At 61.5% G+C, this 16,166-nt stretch carries 35 protein-coding genes; 1 reads left to right on the top strand and 34 read right to left on the bottom strand.

Going from position 1 to position 16,166, the window contains the following annotated elements:
• Positions 1 to 238 precede the first annotated feature (238 nt).
• The 8 genes from C489_RS05905 to C489_RS21860 form a co-directional block, all read right to left on the bottom strand.
• Positions 239 to 514 (bottom strand): hypothetical protein, encoded by a 276-nt coding sequence (locus C489_RS05905; protein ID WP_006430261.1) that lies wholly within the window; start codon positions 512 to 514, stop codon positions 239 to 241.
• Positions 511 to 729 (bottom strand): hypothetical protein, encoded by a 219-nt coding sequence (locus tag C489_RS05900; RefSeq protein ID WP_006430260.1) that lies wholly within the window; start codon positions 727 to 729, stop codon positions 511 to 513. The genes C489_RS05905 and C489_RS05900 overlap by 4 nt, the downstream gene beginning before the upstream one ends.
• A 333-nt stretch (positions 730 to 1,062) precedes the next feature.
• Positions 1,063 to 1,263, bottom strand: coding sequence for a hypothetical protein (locus C489_RS05895; protein ID WP_006430259.1), 201 nt, complete (start codon positions 1,261 to 1,263; stop codon positions 1,063 to 1,065).
• Positions 1,264 to 1,312: 49 nt separating this feature from the next.
• Positions 1,313 to 1,702: a type IV pilin gene (locus tag C489_RS05890; RefSeq protein ID WP_083902766.1), complete on the bottom strand. Its 390-nt coding sequence runs from the start codon at positions 1,700 to 1,702 to the stop codon at positions 1,313 to 1,315.
• Between the two features lie 100 nt (positions 1,703 to 1,802).
• On the bottom strand, positions 1,803 to 2,255 hold the full coding sequence (locus C489_RS05885) for an HNH endonuclease signature motif containing protein (protein ID WP_006430257.1): 453 nt from the start codon (positions 2,253 to 2,255) through the stop codon (positions 1,803 to 1,805).
• 56 nt (positions 2,256 to 2,311) lie between these two features.
• Positions 2,312 to 2,731 (bottom strand): hypothetical protein, encoded by a 420-nt coding sequence (locus C489_RS05880; RefSeq protein WP_006430256.1) that lies wholly within the window; start codon positions 2,729 to 2,731, stop codon positions 2,312 to 2,314.
• Positions 2,732 to 2,733: 2 nt separating this feature from the next.
• Positions 2,734 to 3,579, bottom strand: coding sequence for a ParA family protein (locus tag C489_RS05875; RefSeq protein WP_049890644.1), 846 nt, complete (start codon positions 3,577 to 3,579; stop codon positions 2,734 to 2,736).
• Positions 3,580 to 3,711: 132 nt separating this feature from the next.
• A complete protein-coding gene (locus tag C489_RS21860; protein WP_160163638.1) occupies positions 3,712 to 3,852 on the bottom strand; it encodes a hypothetical protein in 141 nt (46 codons plus the stop codon).
• 561 nt (positions 3,853 to 4,413) lie between these two features.
• Between C489_RS21860 and C489_RS21855 the strand changes: the two genes are divergently transcribed.
• The gene (locus C489_RS21855; RefSeq protein ID WP_160163637.1) at positions 4,414 to 4,590 is read left to right on the top strand and encodes a hypothetical protein; all 177 of its coding nucleotides are present in this window, start codon (positions 4,414 to 4,416) and stop codon (positions 4,588 to 4,590) included.
• A 339-nt stretch (positions 4,591 to 4,929) separates the two neighbouring features.
• Here C489_RS21855 and C489_RS05870 read toward each other — a convergent pair whose 3' ends face one another.
• The 26 genes from C489_RS05870 to C489_RS05750 all read right to left on the bottom strand — a co-directional run bounded on the left by C489_RS05870 (position 4,930) and on the right by C489_RS05750 (position 16,118).
• Complete coding sequence (locus C489_RS05870; RefSeq protein ID WP_006430254.1) at positions 4,930 to 5,211, bottom strand: hypothetical protein; 282 nt, start codon at positions 5,209 to 5,211, stop codon at positions 4,930 to 4,932.
• Complete coding sequence (locus tag C489_RS05865; protein WP_006430253.1) at positions 5,204 to 5,731, bottom strand: hypothetical protein; 528 nt, start codon at positions 5,729 to 5,731, stop codon at positions 5,204 to 5,206. The genes C489_RS05870 and C489_RS05865 overlap by 8 nt, the downstream gene beginning before the upstream one ends.
• A 2-nt stretch (positions 5,732 to 5,733) precedes the next feature.
• A complete protein-coding gene (locus C489_RS05860; protein ID WP_006430252.1) occupies positions 5,734 to 5,976 on the bottom strand; it encodes a hypothetical protein in 243 nt (80 codons plus the stop codon).
• On the bottom strand, positions 5,969 to 6,463 hold the full coding sequence (locus C489_RS05855; RefSeq protein ID WP_006430251.1) for a hypothetical protein: 495 nt from the start codon (positions 6,461 to 6,463) through the stop codon (positions 5,969 to 5,971). Before C489_RS05855 ends, C489_RS05860 begins: the two co-directional genes overlap by 8 nt.
• Positions 6,460 to 7,113, bottom strand: a complete 654-nt coding sequence (locus tag C489_RS05850) for a hypothetical protein (RefSeq protein ID WP_006430250.1) — start codon at positions 7,111 to 7,113, stop codon at positions 6,460 to 6,462. Before C489_RS05850 ends, C489_RS05855 begins: the two co-directional genes overlap by 4 nt.
• 107 nt (positions 7,114 to 7,220) lie before the next feature.
• The gene (locus C489_RS05845; RefSeq protein WP_006430249.1) at positions 7,221 to 7,937 is read right to left on the bottom strand and encodes a hypothetical protein; all 717 of its coding nucleotides are present in this window, start codon (positions 7,935 to 7,937) and stop codon (positions 7,221 to 7,223) included.
• Positions 7,934 to 8,128, bottom strand: coding sequence for a hypothetical protein (locus C489_RS05840; protein WP_006430248.1), 195 nt, complete (start codon positions 8,126 to 8,128; stop codon positions 7,934 to 7,936). Before C489_RS05840 ends, C489_RS05845 begins: the two co-directional genes overlap by 4 nt.
• Positions 8,121 to 8,303 carry a hypothetical protein gene (locus C489_RS05835; RefSeq protein ID WP_006430247.1) on the bottom strand — a complete coding sequence of 61 codons (183 nt, stop codon included), beginning with the start codon at positions 8,301 to 8,303 and terminating at the stop codon, positions 8,121 to 8,123. The genes C489_RS05840 and C489_RS05835 overlap by 8 nt, the downstream gene beginning before the upstream one ends.
• Positions 8,304 to 8,720: a hypothetical protein gene (locus tag C489_RS05830; protein WP_006430246.1), complete on the bottom strand. Its 417-nt coding sequence runs from the start codon at positions 8,718 to 8,720 to the stop codon at positions 8,304 to 8,306.
• Complete coding sequence (locus C489_RS22545) at positions 8,717 to 9,139, bottom strand: hypothetical protein (protein WP_006430245.1); 423 nt, start codon at positions 9,137 to 9,139, stop codon at positions 8,717 to 8,719. The genes C489_RS05830 and C489_RS22545 overlap by 4 nt, the downstream gene beginning before the upstream one ends.
• Entirely contained in the window at positions 9,140 to 9,373 is a 234-nt protein-coding gene (locus C489_RS05820; protein ID WP_006430244.1) for a hypothetical protein, read from the bottom strand.
• Position 9,374: 1 nt separating this feature from the next.
• On the bottom strand, positions 9,375 to 9,578 hold the full coding sequence (locus tag C489_RS05815) for a hypothetical protein (protein WP_006430243.1): 204 nt from the start codon (positions 9,576 to 9,578) through the stop codon (positions 9,375 to 9,377).
• Positions 9,578 to 9,973, bottom strand: coding sequence for a hypothetical protein (locus C489_RS05810; RefSeq protein WP_006430242.1), 396 nt, complete (start codon positions 9,971 to 9,973; stop codon positions 9,578 to 9,580). The genes C489_RS05815 and C489_RS05810 overlap by 1 nt, the downstream gene beginning before the upstream one ends.
• Complete coding sequence (locus C489_RS05805) at positions 9,973 to 10,290, bottom strand: PadR family transcriptional regulator (protein ID WP_006430241.1); 318 nt, start codon at positions 10,288 to 10,290, stop codon at positions 9,973 to 9,975. The genes C489_RS05810 and C489_RS05805 overlap by 1 nt, the downstream gene beginning before the upstream one ends.
• A gap of 506 nt (positions 10,291 to 10,796) precedes the next feature.
• Entirely contained in the window at positions 10,797 to 11,012 is a 216-nt protein-coding gene (locus C489_RS05800; protein ID WP_006430240.1) for a DUF7511 domain-containing protein, read from the bottom strand.
• Positions 11,009 to 11,719, bottom strand: a complete 711-nt coding sequence (locus tag C489_RS05795) for a MarR family transcriptional regulator (RefSeq protein ID WP_006430239.1) — start codon at positions 11,717 to 11,719, stop codon at positions 11,009 to 11,011. The genes C489_RS05800 and C489_RS05795 overlap by 4 nt, the downstream gene beginning before the upstream one ends.
• A complete protein-coding gene (locus C489_RS05790; protein ID WP_006430238.1) occupies positions 11,716 to 11,931 on the bottom strand; it encodes a hypothetical protein in 216 nt (71 codons plus the stop codon). The genes C489_RS05795 and C489_RS05790 overlap by 4 nt, the downstream gene beginning before the upstream one ends.
• A complete protein-coding gene (locus tag C489_RS05785) occupies positions 11,928 to 12,524 on the bottom strand; it encodes a J domain-containing protein (protein WP_006430237.1) in 597 nt (198 codons plus the stop codon). Before C489_RS05785 ends, C489_RS05790 begins: the two co-directional genes overlap by 4 nt.
• On the bottom strand, positions 12,521 to 12,931 hold the full coding sequence (locus tag C489_RS05780; RefSeq protein WP_006430236.1) for a hypothetical protein: 411 nt from the start codon (positions 12,929 to 12,931) through the stop codon (positions 12,521 to 12,523). Before C489_RS05780 ends, C489_RS05785 begins: the two co-directional genes overlap by 4 nt.
• Positions 12,932 to 13,019: 88 nt before the next feature.
• Positions 13,020 to 13,148, bottom strand: a complete 129-nt coding sequence (locus tag C489_RS22860; protein WP_275039569.1) for a hypothetical protein — start codon at positions 13,146 to 13,148, stop codon at positions 13,020 to 13,022.
• A complete protein-coding gene (locus C489_RS05775; RefSeq protein WP_006430235.1) occupies positions 13,145 to 13,639 on the bottom strand; it encodes a hypothetical protein in 495 nt (164 codons plus the stop codon). The genes C489_RS22860 and C489_RS05775 overlap by 4 nt, the downstream gene beginning before the upstream one ends.
• 29 nt (positions 13,640 to 13,668) lie before the next feature.
• Positions 13,669 to 14,823 (bottom strand): DNA-methyltransferase, encoded by a 1,155-nt coding sequence (locus C489_RS05770; RefSeq protein WP_006430234.1) that lies wholly within the window; start codon positions 14,821 to 14,823, stop codon positions 13,669 to 13,671.
• Positions 14,820 to 15,083, bottom strand: a complete 264-nt coding sequence (locus C489_RS05765; protein ID WP_006430233.1) for a hypothetical protein — start codon at positions 15,081 to 15,083, stop codon at positions 14,820 to 14,822. The genes C489_RS05770 and C489_RS05765 overlap by 4 nt, the downstream gene beginning before the upstream one ends.
• Entirely contained in the window at positions 15,080 to 15,328 is a 249-nt protein-coding gene (locus C489_RS05760; RefSeq protein ID WP_006430232.1) for a hypothetical protein, read from the bottom strand. Before C489_RS05760 ends, C489_RS05765 begins: the two co-directional genes overlap by 4 nt.
• Positions 15,325 to 15,924 (bottom strand): DNA N-6-adenine-methyltransferase, encoded by a 600-nt coding sequence (locus C489_RS20695; protein WP_006430231.1) that lies wholly within the window; start codon positions 15,922 to 15,924, stop codon positions 15,325 to 15,327. Before C489_RS20695 ends, C489_RS05760 begins: the two co-directional genes overlap by 4 nt.
• Positions 15,921 to 16,118, bottom strand: a complete 198-nt coding sequence (locus C489_RS05750) for a DUF7563 family protein (RefSeq protein WP_006430230.1) — start codon at positions 16,116 to 16,118, stop codon at positions 15,921 to 15,923. Before C489_RS05750 ends, C489_RS20695 begins: the two co-directional genes overlap by 4 nt.
• Between the last annotated feature and the right edge of the window lie 48 nt (positions 16,119 to 16,166).

Genomic DNA, 16,166 nt, shown 5'->3' with positions numbered 1-16,166 from the left:
GCGAGCAAGTGCCCCAATACCGGTTCCCCTTCCCCGAAGTCCTGTGGACTTCGGTTCTGGGGTGTGGGCCTCTGTGCAACGGTAGCGGCACCACGATAGCCGCTATAGGAGAGAGGGCCAAAATAGGTTTGGTCGATCCAGTGGTTGGAACGGCCGAATCCCAACAGGTATTGCGAGAGGCCGCGTCACGGTCGGCTACCAAACCGACTTTTAAGAAAAGCAGTGTGGTCGGGGGTTTCTACGAGTCGGTGCTAGCGATCCGTCGTCGGTGGTAGAGATACTCCGCAGGGCCAATGATCGTATACAGTCCGATGAGCGCCACGAACAGCCATTCATGCCACACGTTGAATGACATGTATCCGGCGGAGTACATGAGGCCGATTAGGACATAGGCAAACGGGATGAACGCCAAACGCCACCCGAACGCCGCGTTCAACTCCGAGGTGGTATCTAAGCCGCCGACGTGCTCTGGTCCCGATTCCGACGTGCTCGAGGGCGAATCTGTCCCGCTCATGTGCCGATCACGCAGGTTTCTTGCTCACAGCCCGGACACTCGTAGAGCCACGACTCGCCGGCACTGGGGCCGCCGTGGACGTGGCGCACGTCCCACGCGTCGGAATTGAACGGGTGCCCGCATTCGGGACACGGGTCGCCGGCCTCGAGTGGCCGTCGGGTCGGTCCCCAGTCGATCTCGGCCATGTCGGGGATCGATGAATCAGTCTCGGTCATTGGTCTGGCCTCACTTCGGTATCGGACATTGGTTTCCCGCCTTTGCCTTGGTGGGGATGCCAGCCGCAATCCCGGCACACAGGCCCCCTACCGTCGTAAAAGCGCGCTTCGCCGCCGCACTTGGGACAGTCGTCTATCATTGGTCCGCGTTCTTGCTCTCGGCTTGCTCTGTTCCCGTGTCTCCGTTACACGGTTCCTCTCGGAACGGGTCAATGGTCCCGCGTGTCGTCAGTCCACAATCGATACAACGAGCATCTCTATCGGGGACGTAGGGGTTCGGCTGTCCGAGGTCTTCAAGCCGATGTCCGTTCACTATCCGCTCAGTATCGTCGGTCATAGATCGAATACCACCTCACCGTCAAGGTTCGTATAGACGGCTGCGATTCCTGATTTCGCGTCCGCGAGCATATCCTCTTGCTCGTCGGTGAGTTCGTCGTAGTGGTTTTGCACGTCGGCGATGTTGTCTACCGCGTCTAACAGCATCTCCTCTGCCCATTCTTGGTCCGTCTCGTCGGTCTCTGTTGTCTCTGTCATATCTAAAATTTCAATTTCGTTCGTACTAGTTGTTTCCCCGACAGCCGCCCTACGTACCAGATTCACCGATCACCTCCCCGTTCCAGAGAACCCGAACCCCGCTCCCCGAAACGGTCCGCGAGTCGCCCTCTGTCACCTCGCCGCTGTCGGCCCACTGCTGCGAGCCGTCGTCGGTTGCGAGTGTCACGCGGTCGGCTGCGAGCGTGTCGCCGCCGGAATGGGTAACAGTGGTGAGGCCGCGGCTCTGGGTGAATTGGAAGGTCGCGTTGGGCGTCTCAGGTTGGTCGTCGGACTCCAGGGACTGTCGGAGATCGGGCTCGGTGGGCGGGTGGATGTCCATGACGAACGCGGCGGTCGTGGCCGCCATGACGATCGTGAGCGCGAGTAATGCAACTGTGCCAACGACGGGGCTGACGCCCCGCGAATTGCGTTCTGCCATTTTGGTATCTGGCGGGTTTCCCCGCTCACTGAATACGTCACACTGCAAGACTATAATAGTATCCAATATCCGTATCCAGTATCCAGATACAGTATGGCGGCTACAGTTCGCCTCGGATTTTGAGGAACTTCTCGACGATTAGCTCTGGGTGTTCCGCTGCTACCAGTAGCGTCGCTTCGTGCAGTTCTCGGCGATCGTAATCTCGAAAATCCATGTCGTACAGCTTCTTCCGAACGTCAAGAGCGAGGGAGTCGTCGTATTCGTTCCACGCTTCCTCTCGGATGTAGATCGGTTTCTGAAGAGCTTCGGCCTGCGCGAATGCAGGACCCGCTTCGCCCTCTAATTTCTCGTACCACTCCCGGTAGTCTGGGTGATTTCCATGGATTCGGTTGTGGCAGGATCGGCAAACGGGTGTGAGGTTGTCGAGGTCGTTGTTCTCTCGGTCGCCGTCAATGTGATGGACGATTATGCTCTCCGTCGCGTCGCAGATCGTACACTGCTCGCCTTTCGCCTCGAGACAGCGTTCCCGATAGTCGGACTTGTTCATCGCCATTGTATCCAGTATCTGTATACAGTATCCAGATACAATATTCTTCCGGGAGCGACTAATCAGAAATCGTCTGAATCGTAGTACTGTCGGCGGCCGTCCTTGCCCGCTTGGATAATTCCGTCGTCGTCCTCGTCGCTGTCTACCTCATTGAGCCCGATCCGAACCAACGCTCGAAGGACACCGGCTCGTGTGTCCGTATCCTCTTGGTCCCAGTTGATCTCGTCAGCTGCCGCAACGCCTACGTCCTCGAGTTGGTTCGCGCCCTCGAGTCCGTGGAACAGCGCCGCCAGATTCTCGTCGCGAAGCGTGAGATTCGAGGAGAGGTCATTATTGTCGATTTTCTCGTATGCCTCGGCTACGGCATCCTCGAGCGACTGTGGCTCGTCGTCGGCGTCGTCGGCCTCGGCCTTGGCCGGCGTGTCCTTTCGTTTCTGTTCTTTCGACTGTTCCCACGCATTTTCGGCTTCCTCTTCGGACATGATTATCGTTCCTCCAGTCGGTCAAGTAGGTCGGTCGTTAGTTCGCGGTACGAGTCGCGGGCGCGTTCGCCCGTGTTGTACAACTCGTCGTCAGGGAGTGCAAACAGCGTTCGGCCTTCGCCTTGTTGGTTGCCGATATTCGCCGTCTGCGAAACTGGCGTGCCTGCGATCTCTGGATATTCGGTCTCGAGCGAGTTCGCAAACTTCTCGGCAAGATTCGTGGTCTGGTTGACCATCGTTGCAAAGACGAGTCGGAGTTGGGGGTCGGCGTCGTGGTCCTCGTCGTCACGGATTAGGGTCAGCTCGCGCTCGAGATTCTCGAGTTGTTTCCGTTCGAACTCTCCCGGTCGGAGCGGGGCAACTACGTTTTCGGCAGCGAACAGGCCGTTGATCGTGATATTGTCCTCCTTTCCGGGCAGATCTAGCAAGACGAGGTCGTATTCGGGCGCGATCTGCTCATTGATGAACGCCTCGAGTCGGCCGTACCGATCTTCCCGCGGAACATTCGCGAGATTGTTGTCGGCCCCGCCGAGGCCGTCGTCGGCCGGGATTAGGTCTGGCCCCTCGTCGGTTTCGTAGACCATGCGCTCGACGACGTTATCGATGTTTTCCTGAATGAACTCCCACTGGTCACCGAACACCGCCGAAACCGGCGCGTCGGTATCAGTGACCTCATCGGCGAGCCCGAACTGGGTCGCGAGGTCGTTCTGTGTCCCCGCAAGATCGATCAACAGAACATCGAGTCCATGGCCTTGTGCCGCCGAAACGGCGATGTGTGCCGTGCTGGTCGTCTTGCCAACGCCCCCCTTAGGGACGTAGGCACAGGCTCGTTTGATGGAATCAGCCATATACAGATACTGAATACAGATACGAGATACATATAGCTTATCCAGACAACTGATTCGGGTGTAGTGTTCGAATACAGGATTACTCACGGGTAAAATAGTTCAGACGCCAGTAATCCGGCAATAGACGCCGAGTTACGAACAGCCGATCGCGTTCTCATTGATACCGCAAATAAAGTCGAACACCACTCCAGAGAGCCAGTATTCCCAGAGGACAATCGCAAAGAGAGCAACGACTATCGCGGCGATCAACGGGAAGATCATTTCTTCACCCATAGAGCCGGCCTCTCACTGAAACATCTAATTCGTGATGGTTCTCGTAGATAGGAAACGGCCGCCGCCGTGACGGTTGCGGAGGCAGGCAGAACGCCGACCGATCAACGTTGTCAGACCGTCCGCAACCGGCAGACGCGACGGCCACACCCGACTTTCGACTAGCGAGATATAGCCGTTATGGTGGCAGGCGACGTGACCAACACGTGTAGGCACGGAACTCAACAGGCCAGCACGCATCCGTTTGCCTGTCGCGTTCCACATGCGCGACACTCCCCAGAACACCGCGAGCGGGCGTTTAACACTCCCCCGCGCCGTTCGTGGCGTTTCGACACACCTCATTTCGAGTGAAACTCAGCGAGCCATGAAGTTGATAACGCCCCGTGTGATACGATCTCACGTCGCGCTCCCGTGCGCGGCATCCGATCATCGTCTCAGATCATGTCCGGCGTCGGTCGTTGCCCACGCTGCGCCGGGCGTCGTTTCCTCGGTTGTGAGTGTTCTATCTGTCCGGGCTATCAGTCAAAGAGAAGCTCTAAATGAACGGTGGATAAGATTATCACGATGTCAGATAACGAGATTGATTACGAAGTCAGAACTCGAGAAGACGGGATCGTGGAGATTGAAATGATTCAAGATTCAAAGAGTGTTGTTGCTACTACCGATCGCGACGGTGTAGAGAAGCTAATTCGGGACCTACGATCGGCTCGAGACGCTATTGATGAGCACGACTTAGATTAGCTGCCAACTGCGGAAAATACGTTCAGCGAATTCGTCGAGCCTCATGGTCGGTAGGCTCCCGCCCACCCATAGTCGTTCCCGCAGTCCCGGCAGCGAAACGGTGGGCTCGCCGGGACCGAACCGATGTTGTCGCTCCCGCAGTTGGGACATGGCGGATTCTCGCCGTTCTCTTTGGCGTCCCAGTATGCGTCCCAATCAACTGTTGTATTCTTTACCGTCTGCCCGCATCTGTCTCTCGGACAGACAAAGGCGTGGGCTCGGCCCTCGTGTTGGCGATCGTTCGGTGAGACCTGGCCGTGATCGGGGCAGCGATAGTCTCCCGTGTCAGACTCGGATTCGTCACTCGACAAACTCGCACACCTCCGGTTCGAAGCGCCGAATCGAGCCGTCCGAGCGGAACAGAAACGGCGTACACGACTCGTCGAGAAAGAACTCGCGCTCGGAGACGTGCCGGGCGATATCGTTGCGAGCGAAATACCGGGCCGCCGGGAGATCCGGCGCGTGCTCGGCGTTGGCCGGGCCGTCTTTCTCGATTACCTTTTCCCACCCGCAGTCGGGACACCAAATGCGTGCGACGTGGGTCTCGCCGTCGGGGATCGGGCGGTGTTCGGCGCTACTCATCGGCCGCCGTCCTCCCGTGGGACCGTGCGTCGTACACCCACGCCAGCGAGACGATATGCAGTTTCTCGAGGGTCCCGTCGTCGCCGCTCCGAAGCGAGTTGACGATATAGCCGTGCCGACAGAGCGTGTTTTGGACCGTCGAAAGCGCCCGGTGGCGCTGGTCGGCCGGGATATCGGTCAGGTCCACGAAATGCGTGTACTCGTCGGGATAGTACCCCTCCGTGACGACGTAGGACAACTCGCCGTCGATATGCTTGGTGAACGACGGCCGCTCGTTCGCCTCGGCGATCGCGTCTGTGATCGCCCGGAGTTTGTACTCGGTATGGGCGCGTTTCGGGCCGACACTCTCTTTCGGCGCGTGGTGGAATTGGCGGGCGTTGAACGCCTCGATCGCCGTCTCGAGTTTCGACGAGAGGGACTGTGCGCGCCGTTCCGTCGCGTCTATCTCGTAGGCGACGTGGCCGCCGCCCACGATGGTCTGGTCGTTCGATTCGGTGATTCGGTCGGGAGTTTGAGTCATGGTCAGTATCGATTCTCGAGTTTCGTCTGTGCCCGGTCGAAATACTCGTCGCCAGGGTAGCACTCCGATGGGATCATTCCGTCGTCGCTGGTACTCTCGATGAGGTCGTTGAGTTGCGATTTCTCCAGTACGCCGTCCTCGTAGGCCAGCGTTCCGGCGAGTACCGTGCGGGCGAATGACTGTGCTTCGAACGCCTGTTCGTGTAGCGATTCGACTAGTTCTCTGGATGGGTCGGATTCACTCACTGTCGCTCACCTCCTGTTCGTCAGCGTCCGTAAGCGGGTACTGTGCCAGTTCACGCGCAGCTTTGCGGGCCAGCGTCTCTCCGATTCCGGGCGCGGTCTCGAGCAGATCCGAGCGCGCGGTCGCGATGGACTCGAAGTCCCCGAAGGTGTCGGCCAGCGCCCACAGCCGAGCGTCCGAGAACTGCGAGGTGTCGCGGAACGGGCCACTACTGAGTCGATTGAACGGCCGCTGGTCGGTCGTCTCGACGTGTTCGATGCCGACCGCCCGGACGTGCTCGCGCACTCGGTCGGCCTCTTTCGCGTTCCCGCCAGTCCATGCATCCGGGCCGTGAGCGGTTCGGTAGACACACCGAATCTCGTCGTCGCGCGTGTAGTAGACGAACGTGGTGCCGCCCGGCTGGAGTACCAGCGCATCGACGTGGGGTTTGAATCCGAGCACGTTCGCGTCGGCGGCGATCGCCGCGAGCGTGTCGCCAGCGTCGGTCATCGAATCACCCCGTTGCAGAGCGAACACTCGAGCGCGCCGTCGTCGGTCTTGTAGACATCCGTCGCTTTGTGCTGGCGGCCAGCGACCGAGCAACGGCCCACATCGTCGGGTAGTTGATCGTAGTAGGGCCACCCGTCGGGGTCGTCCGACTCGTCCGCGCCGTCGTTCTGTGCACGCTCGAGTGCGTCCTCGCGCGTTTCGCCGTCGGGTTGGATTCGGTCGTCGCCGAACTTTGTCCGCAGCGCCGAGAGTACGTGGCCGGCGAATTTCTCGTCGTGGTCGTTCTTCCAGAGGATGTTCATGTCCGGGTCCTCGTTGAGTTCCATCGCAACCGCTTGGATCATGTTCTCGGTGTCGACAATCCCGAAGTCGTGGCGTGTGCCGCCGTTGCTCGGTCGCACCCAGTAGACACAATGGAGTAGGTCGTGCGGCGAGACTGTCGAAGTGTCGTCTACCTCCGGGTCAATGTCGACGACGTGGACCGCACACAGCCGGTCGCTCTCGCTTCGGGTTGGGCCGTCGCCAAGGACCATGATCGGCGTCCCCTCGATATCGAACGCGCCGTTCTCGCGTTGTGTGACGTACTCGTGTGGATCTACGTCGTCGACTTTCGTGAGCGACCATTCGCCGTTTTCGGATTCGAGATTCATAGCCGACCCCCACACGACGGACAGCGACTCCCGTTGAACGATGCGAGTGTCGCCGACGCCGTCCGCGGACAGTGCGGACAGTCAACCGTCTTGGTGTCGACCGGCATCTACACAGCCACCTCCGACAGCTCGTACTCGGTCTCGCCACACTCTTCGCAGCCCGTATCGACGCGGAGTTCGACCGTCGGGCCGTCACTGCCGTCGGCGGGTTCGAACACCACGCCCTCCTCGAGACGGTCGGGGTCGCCCGCCCGCGTGTACTCGATTGTCTCGCCGTCGGTCTCGAGTACGATCGGACCGGGTTCGTCGCCATACTCGACGTGGACCGCAACGGTCGCCCGGTCGTCGGGCCAGTCGTCCCGAACCGTCACCTCGTGTTCGTTTTCGATGCGTCGGTGCTCGAGGTACTCGCCGTCGACGTAGACGTTGACGCCACCCTCGCCGTCGTAGGGGATATGCGGACTCTCGGCTTTCCACCACGTAAGATTCCGCGCTTGCGCGGTCTCGAGGATCTGGTCGACCGTCTCGTCGGGGAGTACCTGGTAGCGATCGGTCTCCATCCGATCGAGCTTGGTGCGCTGGGTGATCGTTTCGATCTCGCAGCCAGAGTCGGCGAGATAGCACCGCGGGTGGATCACGTACCACGTCCGCTCCATGTAGTCGCGCTTGCTGACGCCCCAGCCGTCTTTCTGCCCGAGGACAACCGGGCGCTCGCGCTCGGCGTCGAAATACATCTGCGTGGCGCGTGGGCCGCCGAGTTGGTTGATCGCAGTGCGTCGTTTCGATTCGGTTTCGTCGGTCTGTTGGGATTCGTGCGTGCTCATTGTGAATCGGTCTCCGCTTGAAGCGGTCGTTCATCGATACGCTCGAGCCATTCTTGGGGCACGTCCTCGCGGGCGACCTCCTCTTTCGAGTTGGCGATAATCTTGTCGCCTTCGACGTGGTCGTAGTCGAACACGCGGTACCACGTGTCCGTGAGTCGGGAGTAGGCGTAGCGGTCGTCGGTCTCAGCCATAGTGAACGACCTCCGCCTCGGTGACGCCCTCCGCGTGCTCGAGTTGGGACTTGAGTGAGTCGGCTTCGCGGCGGCCTTCGGCACCGACACTGTAACAGTCGATCCCGGCGACCGTGATGCGGACACCGTAGGGGTAGCCCTTGTTTTTGGGATCGCGTGGGCCGTGTAGTGGCATCTATTCCTCACCCCCACGATCCGCGCCGGGAAGCCACGCTTCGCGCCACGTCACCCGGGCCGACCACCCGCTTCGGTCGCAGGTATCGCATTCCCACTCGGTCTCGCCGGTGGCCCGGAGCGTACCGTCACACCGATCGCCGTACTTGTCACACGGGTCGCCGTCGGCCGGCGTTGTTCGGAACCACTCGAGACAGCCCTCGCTACACGAGCGCCGGTCGTTTACTGATTCGACGTGGCCCTCGCAGTCGGGCCGTGGACAGTCGTCGCCGATATCGGGGACTCTGTCAGCGCCGATCTCTCGGTCGCCAATTTCCGTGACGACGGTACCGAGTGCCGGGTCGTCGACCGCCTGAAACTCGCCCGTGGCTGTTTTGAAGGTCGTTCCCGGCTCGAGTGTGGTGTCGTCGGTACTCATGCCGAACCGACCTCCTCGCCTTTGACGTGAGTCATGTCTTCGGTCACCGGTTTCCACTGTTCGACATCTGGACGGGGCTTCCGTTCGATCGTTGTGTCCTCGCCGGGTTCGCGGCGTTCTAAGGCGATTCCGCTCCATGAATCGCGAGCCTTTGGGTATTTCTCGAGCACGGTCTCGTAGTCTTCCCACTCGGTGCATCGCCAGCCCGTCTCTGCCATGCCCATGAGACGATACTCATAGCCGTCCGTCTTCTCGTCGGGCCGGTCGTCTTGCACTTCAACAGTAACCTCGGCGTCGCGATCGTAGTCGTCCTGTCCGAGTAACCGCGCCCGAGCGTCGATCGCCGCATCCGGGTCGTCGTAGACCTCTCCGCGAATCCGCTCACCGTCACCGTCGGTAAGCACATAGACCGGCGGCATCTACGCCTCACCTCGGTTCTCACAGAGGCCGACCGGGATCTCACGGCACTTGTAGACCGGGCCGACCTTCGGCGGGTTGTTTCGAGAGACTTCGCGAGCCGCTTCGATCGCCGACTCGCGGTCCGGCGCTGCGACAGTCAGCGTTTCGTCACTCGGCGACTCGTTGAACTTCGAGTAGCAGAGGTTGACTTCCCACGCGATATCCTCGTCTTGGGTTGCCTCTTCGGTCGGCATTTCAGTAGACCTTGCCCCCGTTCTCATCGAGACGGTATTCAGTGGTACACCCGGTCATGACATCGTACACGTCGTCTCGCTGCTTTGCCTTCCGATGGGCGTCCGGCTCAGACGTTGCATCGATATCGATTACGTCAATCGTCTCGCCGTGCTCGCCTTTCTTCACCGTCACTTCGAAGTGCGTTATCTCACTGGATTCGGACATCACGCACGCACCTCCACGTCCGCGTTGTCGGCCGGATCATGGTCGGGATGGACCGACCGGAGCAGATTCTCGAGGCCGCCGAGTTCGGCCTCCGAAAGCGTGAACTTGTAATGAAGACCGTCAGTTCGAATCTCGAGTTCCCACGTGTCCTCGGTCTCCGGCGGTGCGGGATTGATCGCGACCGATCCGCCGTCGATCTCGCACTCGTCGGGGAAGTCGTCGCTCACAACGCCCGCGACGAGTTCCAGAACGCTCGCGTAGTCGTCTCGGGAGAGTCGCAGCTCGCCGAACGAATCTTTCGTCGCGACTTTGATGCGCGCGGGGAAGTCCTCGTCAGAGTTGGTCAACACCGGCCCGTCTGCGTTGTAGTCGGCGTCGATCCGGTAGACAGCCATTACGCGCTCACCCCCTCGAGTTTGCCCGCTTGCCACTCACACCGCTGTGCGAGCAGCGCCTCGCCGGCTCCGGTCAGTCCGTACTCGTTGGTTCGCTTGTCGCGCTCGCCTTTCCACACGAGCCCACTATCGACCAACTCGTCAAGATTCGGATACAGTCGGCCGTGGTTGATTTCTTCGCCGTAGTAGTCTTCGAGCGCTGCTTTGATTTTCGTGCCTTTCGCCGGTGCAGCGTCGGCGATCGTATACAGCAGATCGCGCTGGAATCCGGTCAGTTCAGGCACCGTCTCTCGTGGCGTCGTATCAGCTTTCGCCATACTTCATATTTCTGTGTTATTAGGTATAAACGTTCCCCCGACAGTCGGTTTTCGTGTTCTATAGAACTGAGAGATTGCTATTTCTCTCGGTGAGAGAATATATTTAGCTACGGTTCAGTGGTCCCGGTAGTCGGCGTCGGGCGGGTGGTATCAGGGTAGGAGAGACGGTGATTCTACAACCGTACCTGTCGCTCGAGACAGTCGCCGGTTGAATTGTCGATTTCAGAATACGACCGTCTCCGATCCGCAGAACGGTGATATCGATGTGTTCGATTTCGTCTCGGATACGGGCACTATCTCTCTGCCACCACTATCGGACCGGATTCCGGTGACTGCGACGCAGTCGCTCGGACCGATGTCCCGCACTCGAGGACTGCCGGCCGCCGACACGATACCGAGCGGCTTGTAAGCGGACGCGACAGGATCGGAGCGCGTGATATTGTGGGTTCGATAAGACGGCGAAGCGAGAGTTGATTCTCAAGTACGTCCCAGAAAAAGAGCCGGCGTTACCGCCAGTCGGCCAGCGCCACGAACGACTCGCCGGTCGCTGCGATCCACGTCTCGGTCAGTTGTCCCTCGCTGTTCGCATCGAAGATCGCCAGTTCGTCGGGATAGTCGTCGTTTTCAACGCAGACCGAGTCGATCTCGTAGTCGTGGGTGTCCGTCGGCTCGAGGTCCGACGGCGTGACGTAGTCGAACGGGTCGGATTCGGATTCGCTCATGCGGTTTCCTCCATGTCGAGACTGTTCGCGCGCGTCCAGAGCCGTCCCATCGGCGAGAGTCGCGGCCGGAGCGTGTGGCCCGCATCGATCCGCTCGAGGTAGCCCTTTTCCTCGAGTTTCTGGACGTTGTACTGGACCTTCGAGCGGAACGACTCGTCACAGTCGCCGTCCGCGAGTGACCGGGCCAGATCCGAGACCGACGGCGGGTCCGAACCGGCGGCGAGGGCTCCGAGGATTCGGTGTTCGGTCTCGGTGTCTGGGTCGCCGTCCGGTGCAAGCGGGAGTGTCCGGGGTTCGTCGTGGCGATCGACAGTGTAGGCCGAGAGGTGTGACCGGTCGCCCGGGCGCTCGAGCGCAAGCGTCTGGGCGGCCGTCGTGAATAGGTGGGCGGCCCGCGTCTCGAGTGCGGTCGGGTTCACGTACACGGCGTCGTGGTGCTCGAGGTCGTCGCGGAGTCGGCGATAGGCCGCGGCGTAGAGTCCGTCGGCGTCGTGAATCTCATCCGTGACCGTGACCGAAAGGCCAAGGAAGTCCTCGAGCACGCGCTGGTAGCGGTCGATACCGCCGGCTTGGTCGTCACCGATCGGGTAGAGAACGGCCGCGTCGCGCCCGATGTGCTCTCTCGTAATCGGGAGGAGTGGCCGGTCGTCGTCGCTCGTGACGGCGATATGGTGGATGTGTTTCGGCGCGGTCTGGATATCCGTCATTCGAGTACCTCGCTGGGTTCTTCCTTCCGAAGGAATCCGATCGGTTCGCCACACTGCGAACACTCGCCGAACGCTTCTTTGACCGTCTCGACAAGCGTCTCGACGGATTCCTCGCGGCCCTCGCTCTCGAGTTCGAACGACTGACAGCCCTCGGGACAGCCCGCGACGACGACCGTTTCCGTTCGGTCGGTCGCGTGTCGGTGGTCGGTCATGCTGCCACCTTTTCGAGTAGCGTCTCTTTCGCTCGCTTCAATCGCAGGAACTCATCTTGGCTCCCGCCTTGGTCGGGATGGGCGACGGCCGCCTGTCGCCGGAACGCCTGCGTGATTTCCTCCGGCCCCGCGTTCGGATCAACGCCGAGCACGACGTGGGCCGGCGGCTCGGCTTCGACGGCGATCTCCTCGTCGGCGGGTGGCAGCCGGGCGTTCGCGAACTCGCTCTCGCCGGTCGTCACCGGCCGGGATTCCATCTTCCGTTTCTCGCGGACGTAGAGGTACAGCGACCGGATATTGTCTCGCAAGCGCGTGTAGGCGTCACAGGCCGCCGCGTACTGGTCGCCGTCCATCGTCCAGCGCACGACCGCGCCCGGATCGTCGGGCGAGGCGTTCGCGTAGGGATATTTCGGGTTCCGTTGTTGGTGTTCGGCACCCGTCTCGAGTCGCCAGTCGTCGGCCCCGACGCGCTCGAGTTCATCGGCGAGGTCGTCGATCGACTCGCGCAGCGTGGCCTCGAAGCGGTTGTTCGGCGTGCGGTCCTGCGGGTCCGTTCGTGGGAACTGTGGCGGCCACGAGATATCGGGGCTCATCGGTTCATCACGTTCCGAACATCGGCACAGCCGTCACACTCGTCGTAAGCCAGGGGGATGGTTCCGTGACGCGGGCAGAACGCTTCGACCGTCACGTCGTCGGCCGTACAGTCGAAATCCGGGTGGTCAGCGTGGCCCTCCGGCGTCGCATTCCGCTCGCGGACGGTCCGTGCGTATTCGAACTCTTCCTCGTAGTCACAGCAGTCACACGAGACGCGAACCCACGCACCGGAGATCGCCTCGGCTTTCTCGAGGTCGGTCTTGTGCGTCTCCGCTTCGCGAAGGATATCCTTGGCGAGTCGCTGCATGGTCTGCCAGTCGTCCTCGAGTTCGCTGCCGTTGAGCGTGGCCGTGATTCGGTCGCCGTTCGATTCGACAGTACGGTCGTCGCTGGTCTGGCCTGTCATTGGTCTGGATTCTCGCTGTTCTCGAGCTGTTCGATCGCCTGTTCGACATCGGACGGGGCCGCCTGTTCGGAGTCGGAAATCAGTCGCGTCACGCTTTCTCCCCCTCGAGTTCGCCCTCGCAGTCGACTCGGAGGTGTTCGGCCTGCTTGCTCGCCGAAATCGGCTCGCCGCAGACGATACACGGCCGTTCGTCCTTGTACTGCGTTTGGGAACTCACGCCGACGCACCTCCGTCGTCGTCCTGAAACGCATCCGGCAGCGGGTCGCCCACGTCGCCGGGCGAAGCGTTCTCGAGAAACGCCGCCATGCCCGCGCCGTCTGTATCCGGGTCCCGAACACCCAGTTCGTTCAACTGCGATCGGACGACCTCGTAGCATCGGTCGTCGCCGAACAGATTCGATATCTCTCCGAGTGCGAGATCCCGCTCGTCGAACAGCGTCTCGAGTCGATCCGCGTCGGTCCACCACGCGGTCGGGAACTCGAAGACACTCGTCTGCCGGGTGGTCTCGCGATCGTCGATCGGGATTGTGGCTCGCTCGGGCTCGCTCGGCTCGATGCCCCCGAAGTCCGCCAGCGTCGTGCGCTCGGTCTCGGTCGGGTCGTTCTCGGCGAGGTAGTCGGGGTCGTGCTCGCGGTCGAACGCGGGCCACGGGTGGGTGTTGGTCGGCAGCGTCGGTGCGTCGGTCGTTGGGGTTTGTGTGGTTGCCATTTTGGGTCCTTTCGGATGGTTTCGGGTGCTCATCGGTCGGTACCTCCATCGGTGAACGCGCTGAGACTCGTCTCGTCGTCCTCGAGCAGTCGGTCGGGTTCATCGACCGTGACGCCGATTCGTTTCTGTGCCAGCGCCACGTACTCGGGATTCAGTTCGGTTCCGATGAATCGGCGGCCGAGTCGCTTCGCGACCAGACAGGTCGTGCCAGCGCCCGCGAACGGGTCCAGTACGATGCCGGGTTCGGTCGCGTCAGTCTCGCAGTCGCAGGATTGCTCGAAGCCATCAGGTTCGGTTTTCGTCGTCGCGAACTCTCTGAAATAGCCATCCAACACCGCTTTCGCTTCGGCTGCGAGGTCTTCGACTCGGGCGGTGTTGTTCCCGGTGCCGGTCTGACAGTTCTTCCCGTGGCCGGCATCGGCGAAGCCGAGTGCGCGACAGGCTTCGAGGTGTTCCGGCGTGAGATCGGAGCGGTGGTATCGCTCGAGCGCGCGTTTCAGTTGCGGCCGCTCAACGTCGTCGGGCGAGAGCGTCCACGGCTGGATTTCCTCGGTCGCGCGGCGGTATGGGGTCTGACACGCCGCGCAAACCGTCGGCGGACACGAGAGTTTGACCATCCGCTCGGGGAGCGCTTTTGGGAAAGTTGCGAAGTGGGCCTCATCATACGGCGTCGGGAAGATGTCCCACACGTCCGCGACGGGCGTTCCGTCGGGATTCACGCCGTAGGTGTCGTACCAGTAGCCGTCGGCGGGCACGAGGTGATAGACCATTTCGTGACCTTTCGTCGCGCGGTCGGTGACCGGTTCGGGCACGCCGCCACCGGTCTTTTCCCACACGATATCGTTGCGGAGTAGCCACCCGGCGTCTTGGAGCGCGATCGCGACGCGCTGGGGGACCAGTTGTTTCTGCTTGTCGTCGCCGTATCCATCGCCGAGATTGAGCCACCAACTCCCGTCGTCGCGGAGCACACGGCGGACCTGCTCGCCAATCTCGACGATCGACGCGACGTAGTCCTCGAGCGTTGGTTCTTGCCCGAGTTGGCCGTCGATTTCGTAGTCCCGAAGTTGCCAGTACGGCGGGCTCGTGACCGCGCAGTGGATCGACGAGTCGGGCATCTTCGCCAGCGTCTCCGCGGCGTCGCCCTCGTGAATGTCGTTCGTGTAGGCGTCGATATCGGAGTTCATCGGTCTTGCCCTCCATCGGCAGGCAGATACGCCGCCTGCGGGCCGTTCTCGCCGACGCCCCACCGTCGCTCGAGGTCGCCCCGATCGGCGAGTTTGCGACAGTGTTTCGCGAGCGTCGAGCGTTCGAACTCTGAGTGCTCGGCGATCGTATCCAGCGAGACACCGCCGCCGAGCAGCGTCTCGCCGCGGGCTGCGAGGTCGGCGACCGTCTCCATGAGGGCGTCGTGGTCGACGGCCTTGCCGTAGCGACCAGTGGTCATTGGTCGATCCCTCGCTGTTCATCCAGCGGCGTCCCGCGCGTTTCGGTTTCGAGAATCGCGCCGTGGGTGGTCGTTACGTCCTCGGCGAGTCGGTAGACGCCCTCGAGTCGGGAGTAGTGCTCGCAGTAGTAGTGCAACTCGGCGTAGGCGACTGCGCCGTCTCGGATGTCGATCTCGCCGCCCTGGAATCGGAGACAGTCGGCCGACCCGTGGTGCTCGCAGACGAGCGTGGTGTGGTCGGTCATTGGTCCGTGCCTCCATCGGTCGCGGTCGGGGGTGTTGCCTGTTGCAGCGGTTCGTACATCTCTCTCCCGCGCATGACCGCACCGAATGTATGGAGTGCGTCGGCGAGTTCGTCGTCGACGGGACCAAACACCGCGATCACGAGTGCAAACGACGGGTTCCGATCGACGCCGACGCCTTCGAACGGGATGCGTCCGGGGCCGACGAAACAGACCGCATCGGCTTCGAGCACGTGGTCGTGAAACCAGTGCGCGCCAGTGTCCGACGGGATGAGTACGACCACGCGGTCAACAGCGTCTCGCGCGGCCTCGCTACGGGCCTTTTGTAGCCAGCGGTGTTTCGCGTTCCCGTTGCCATTCGTGCTCCACGGTGGATTGAGCCACACGTTGCCGAACCACGCTTTCGAGAGTCCGTCGTCAGCTTTCGTGTAGCGCGTCTCGGCGATCGGCGACGACTCCGCGCCGCTAGCTGGGTCCAGATCGAAGCCGTCGACGGCGCGATCGATCGGTCGCCAAATCTTCGGCGGGGTCGCGTACTCGTTGTTCTCCGGGTCCATGCTCGCCGACGTGAGCGGCGAGTGCGTGGTTTCGTCGCTCATTGGTCTCCGACCTCCTTGGGAACAGCACCGGTTTTCATCTCCCGGTAGGTCGCGCAGTCGGGACACGAGTGGATGCGGTCGCGATTATCGCCGAAGACGCGGGCGAACTGTCGCGTGACCTGATTGCCGCAGTTCCGACAGCGTGGGGCGCTCGAGTCGGCCGCCTTGGGCTTCCAGCCGCGTGCGGAGGTCATCGGAAATCGCCCCCGAGAACCGTCGCGACGGTCGCACAGCCGAGTCGG

It is taken from the genome of Natrinema versiforme JCM 10478 (assembly GCF_000337195.1).
Taxonomy (GTDB): Archaea; Halobacteriota; Halobacteria; order Halobacteriales; family Natrialbaceae; genus Natrinema; species Natrinema versiforme.
The sequence above is the reverse complement of the archived record's forward strand: the minus strand, read 5'-3'. Positions and strand labels throughout refer to the sequence as shown.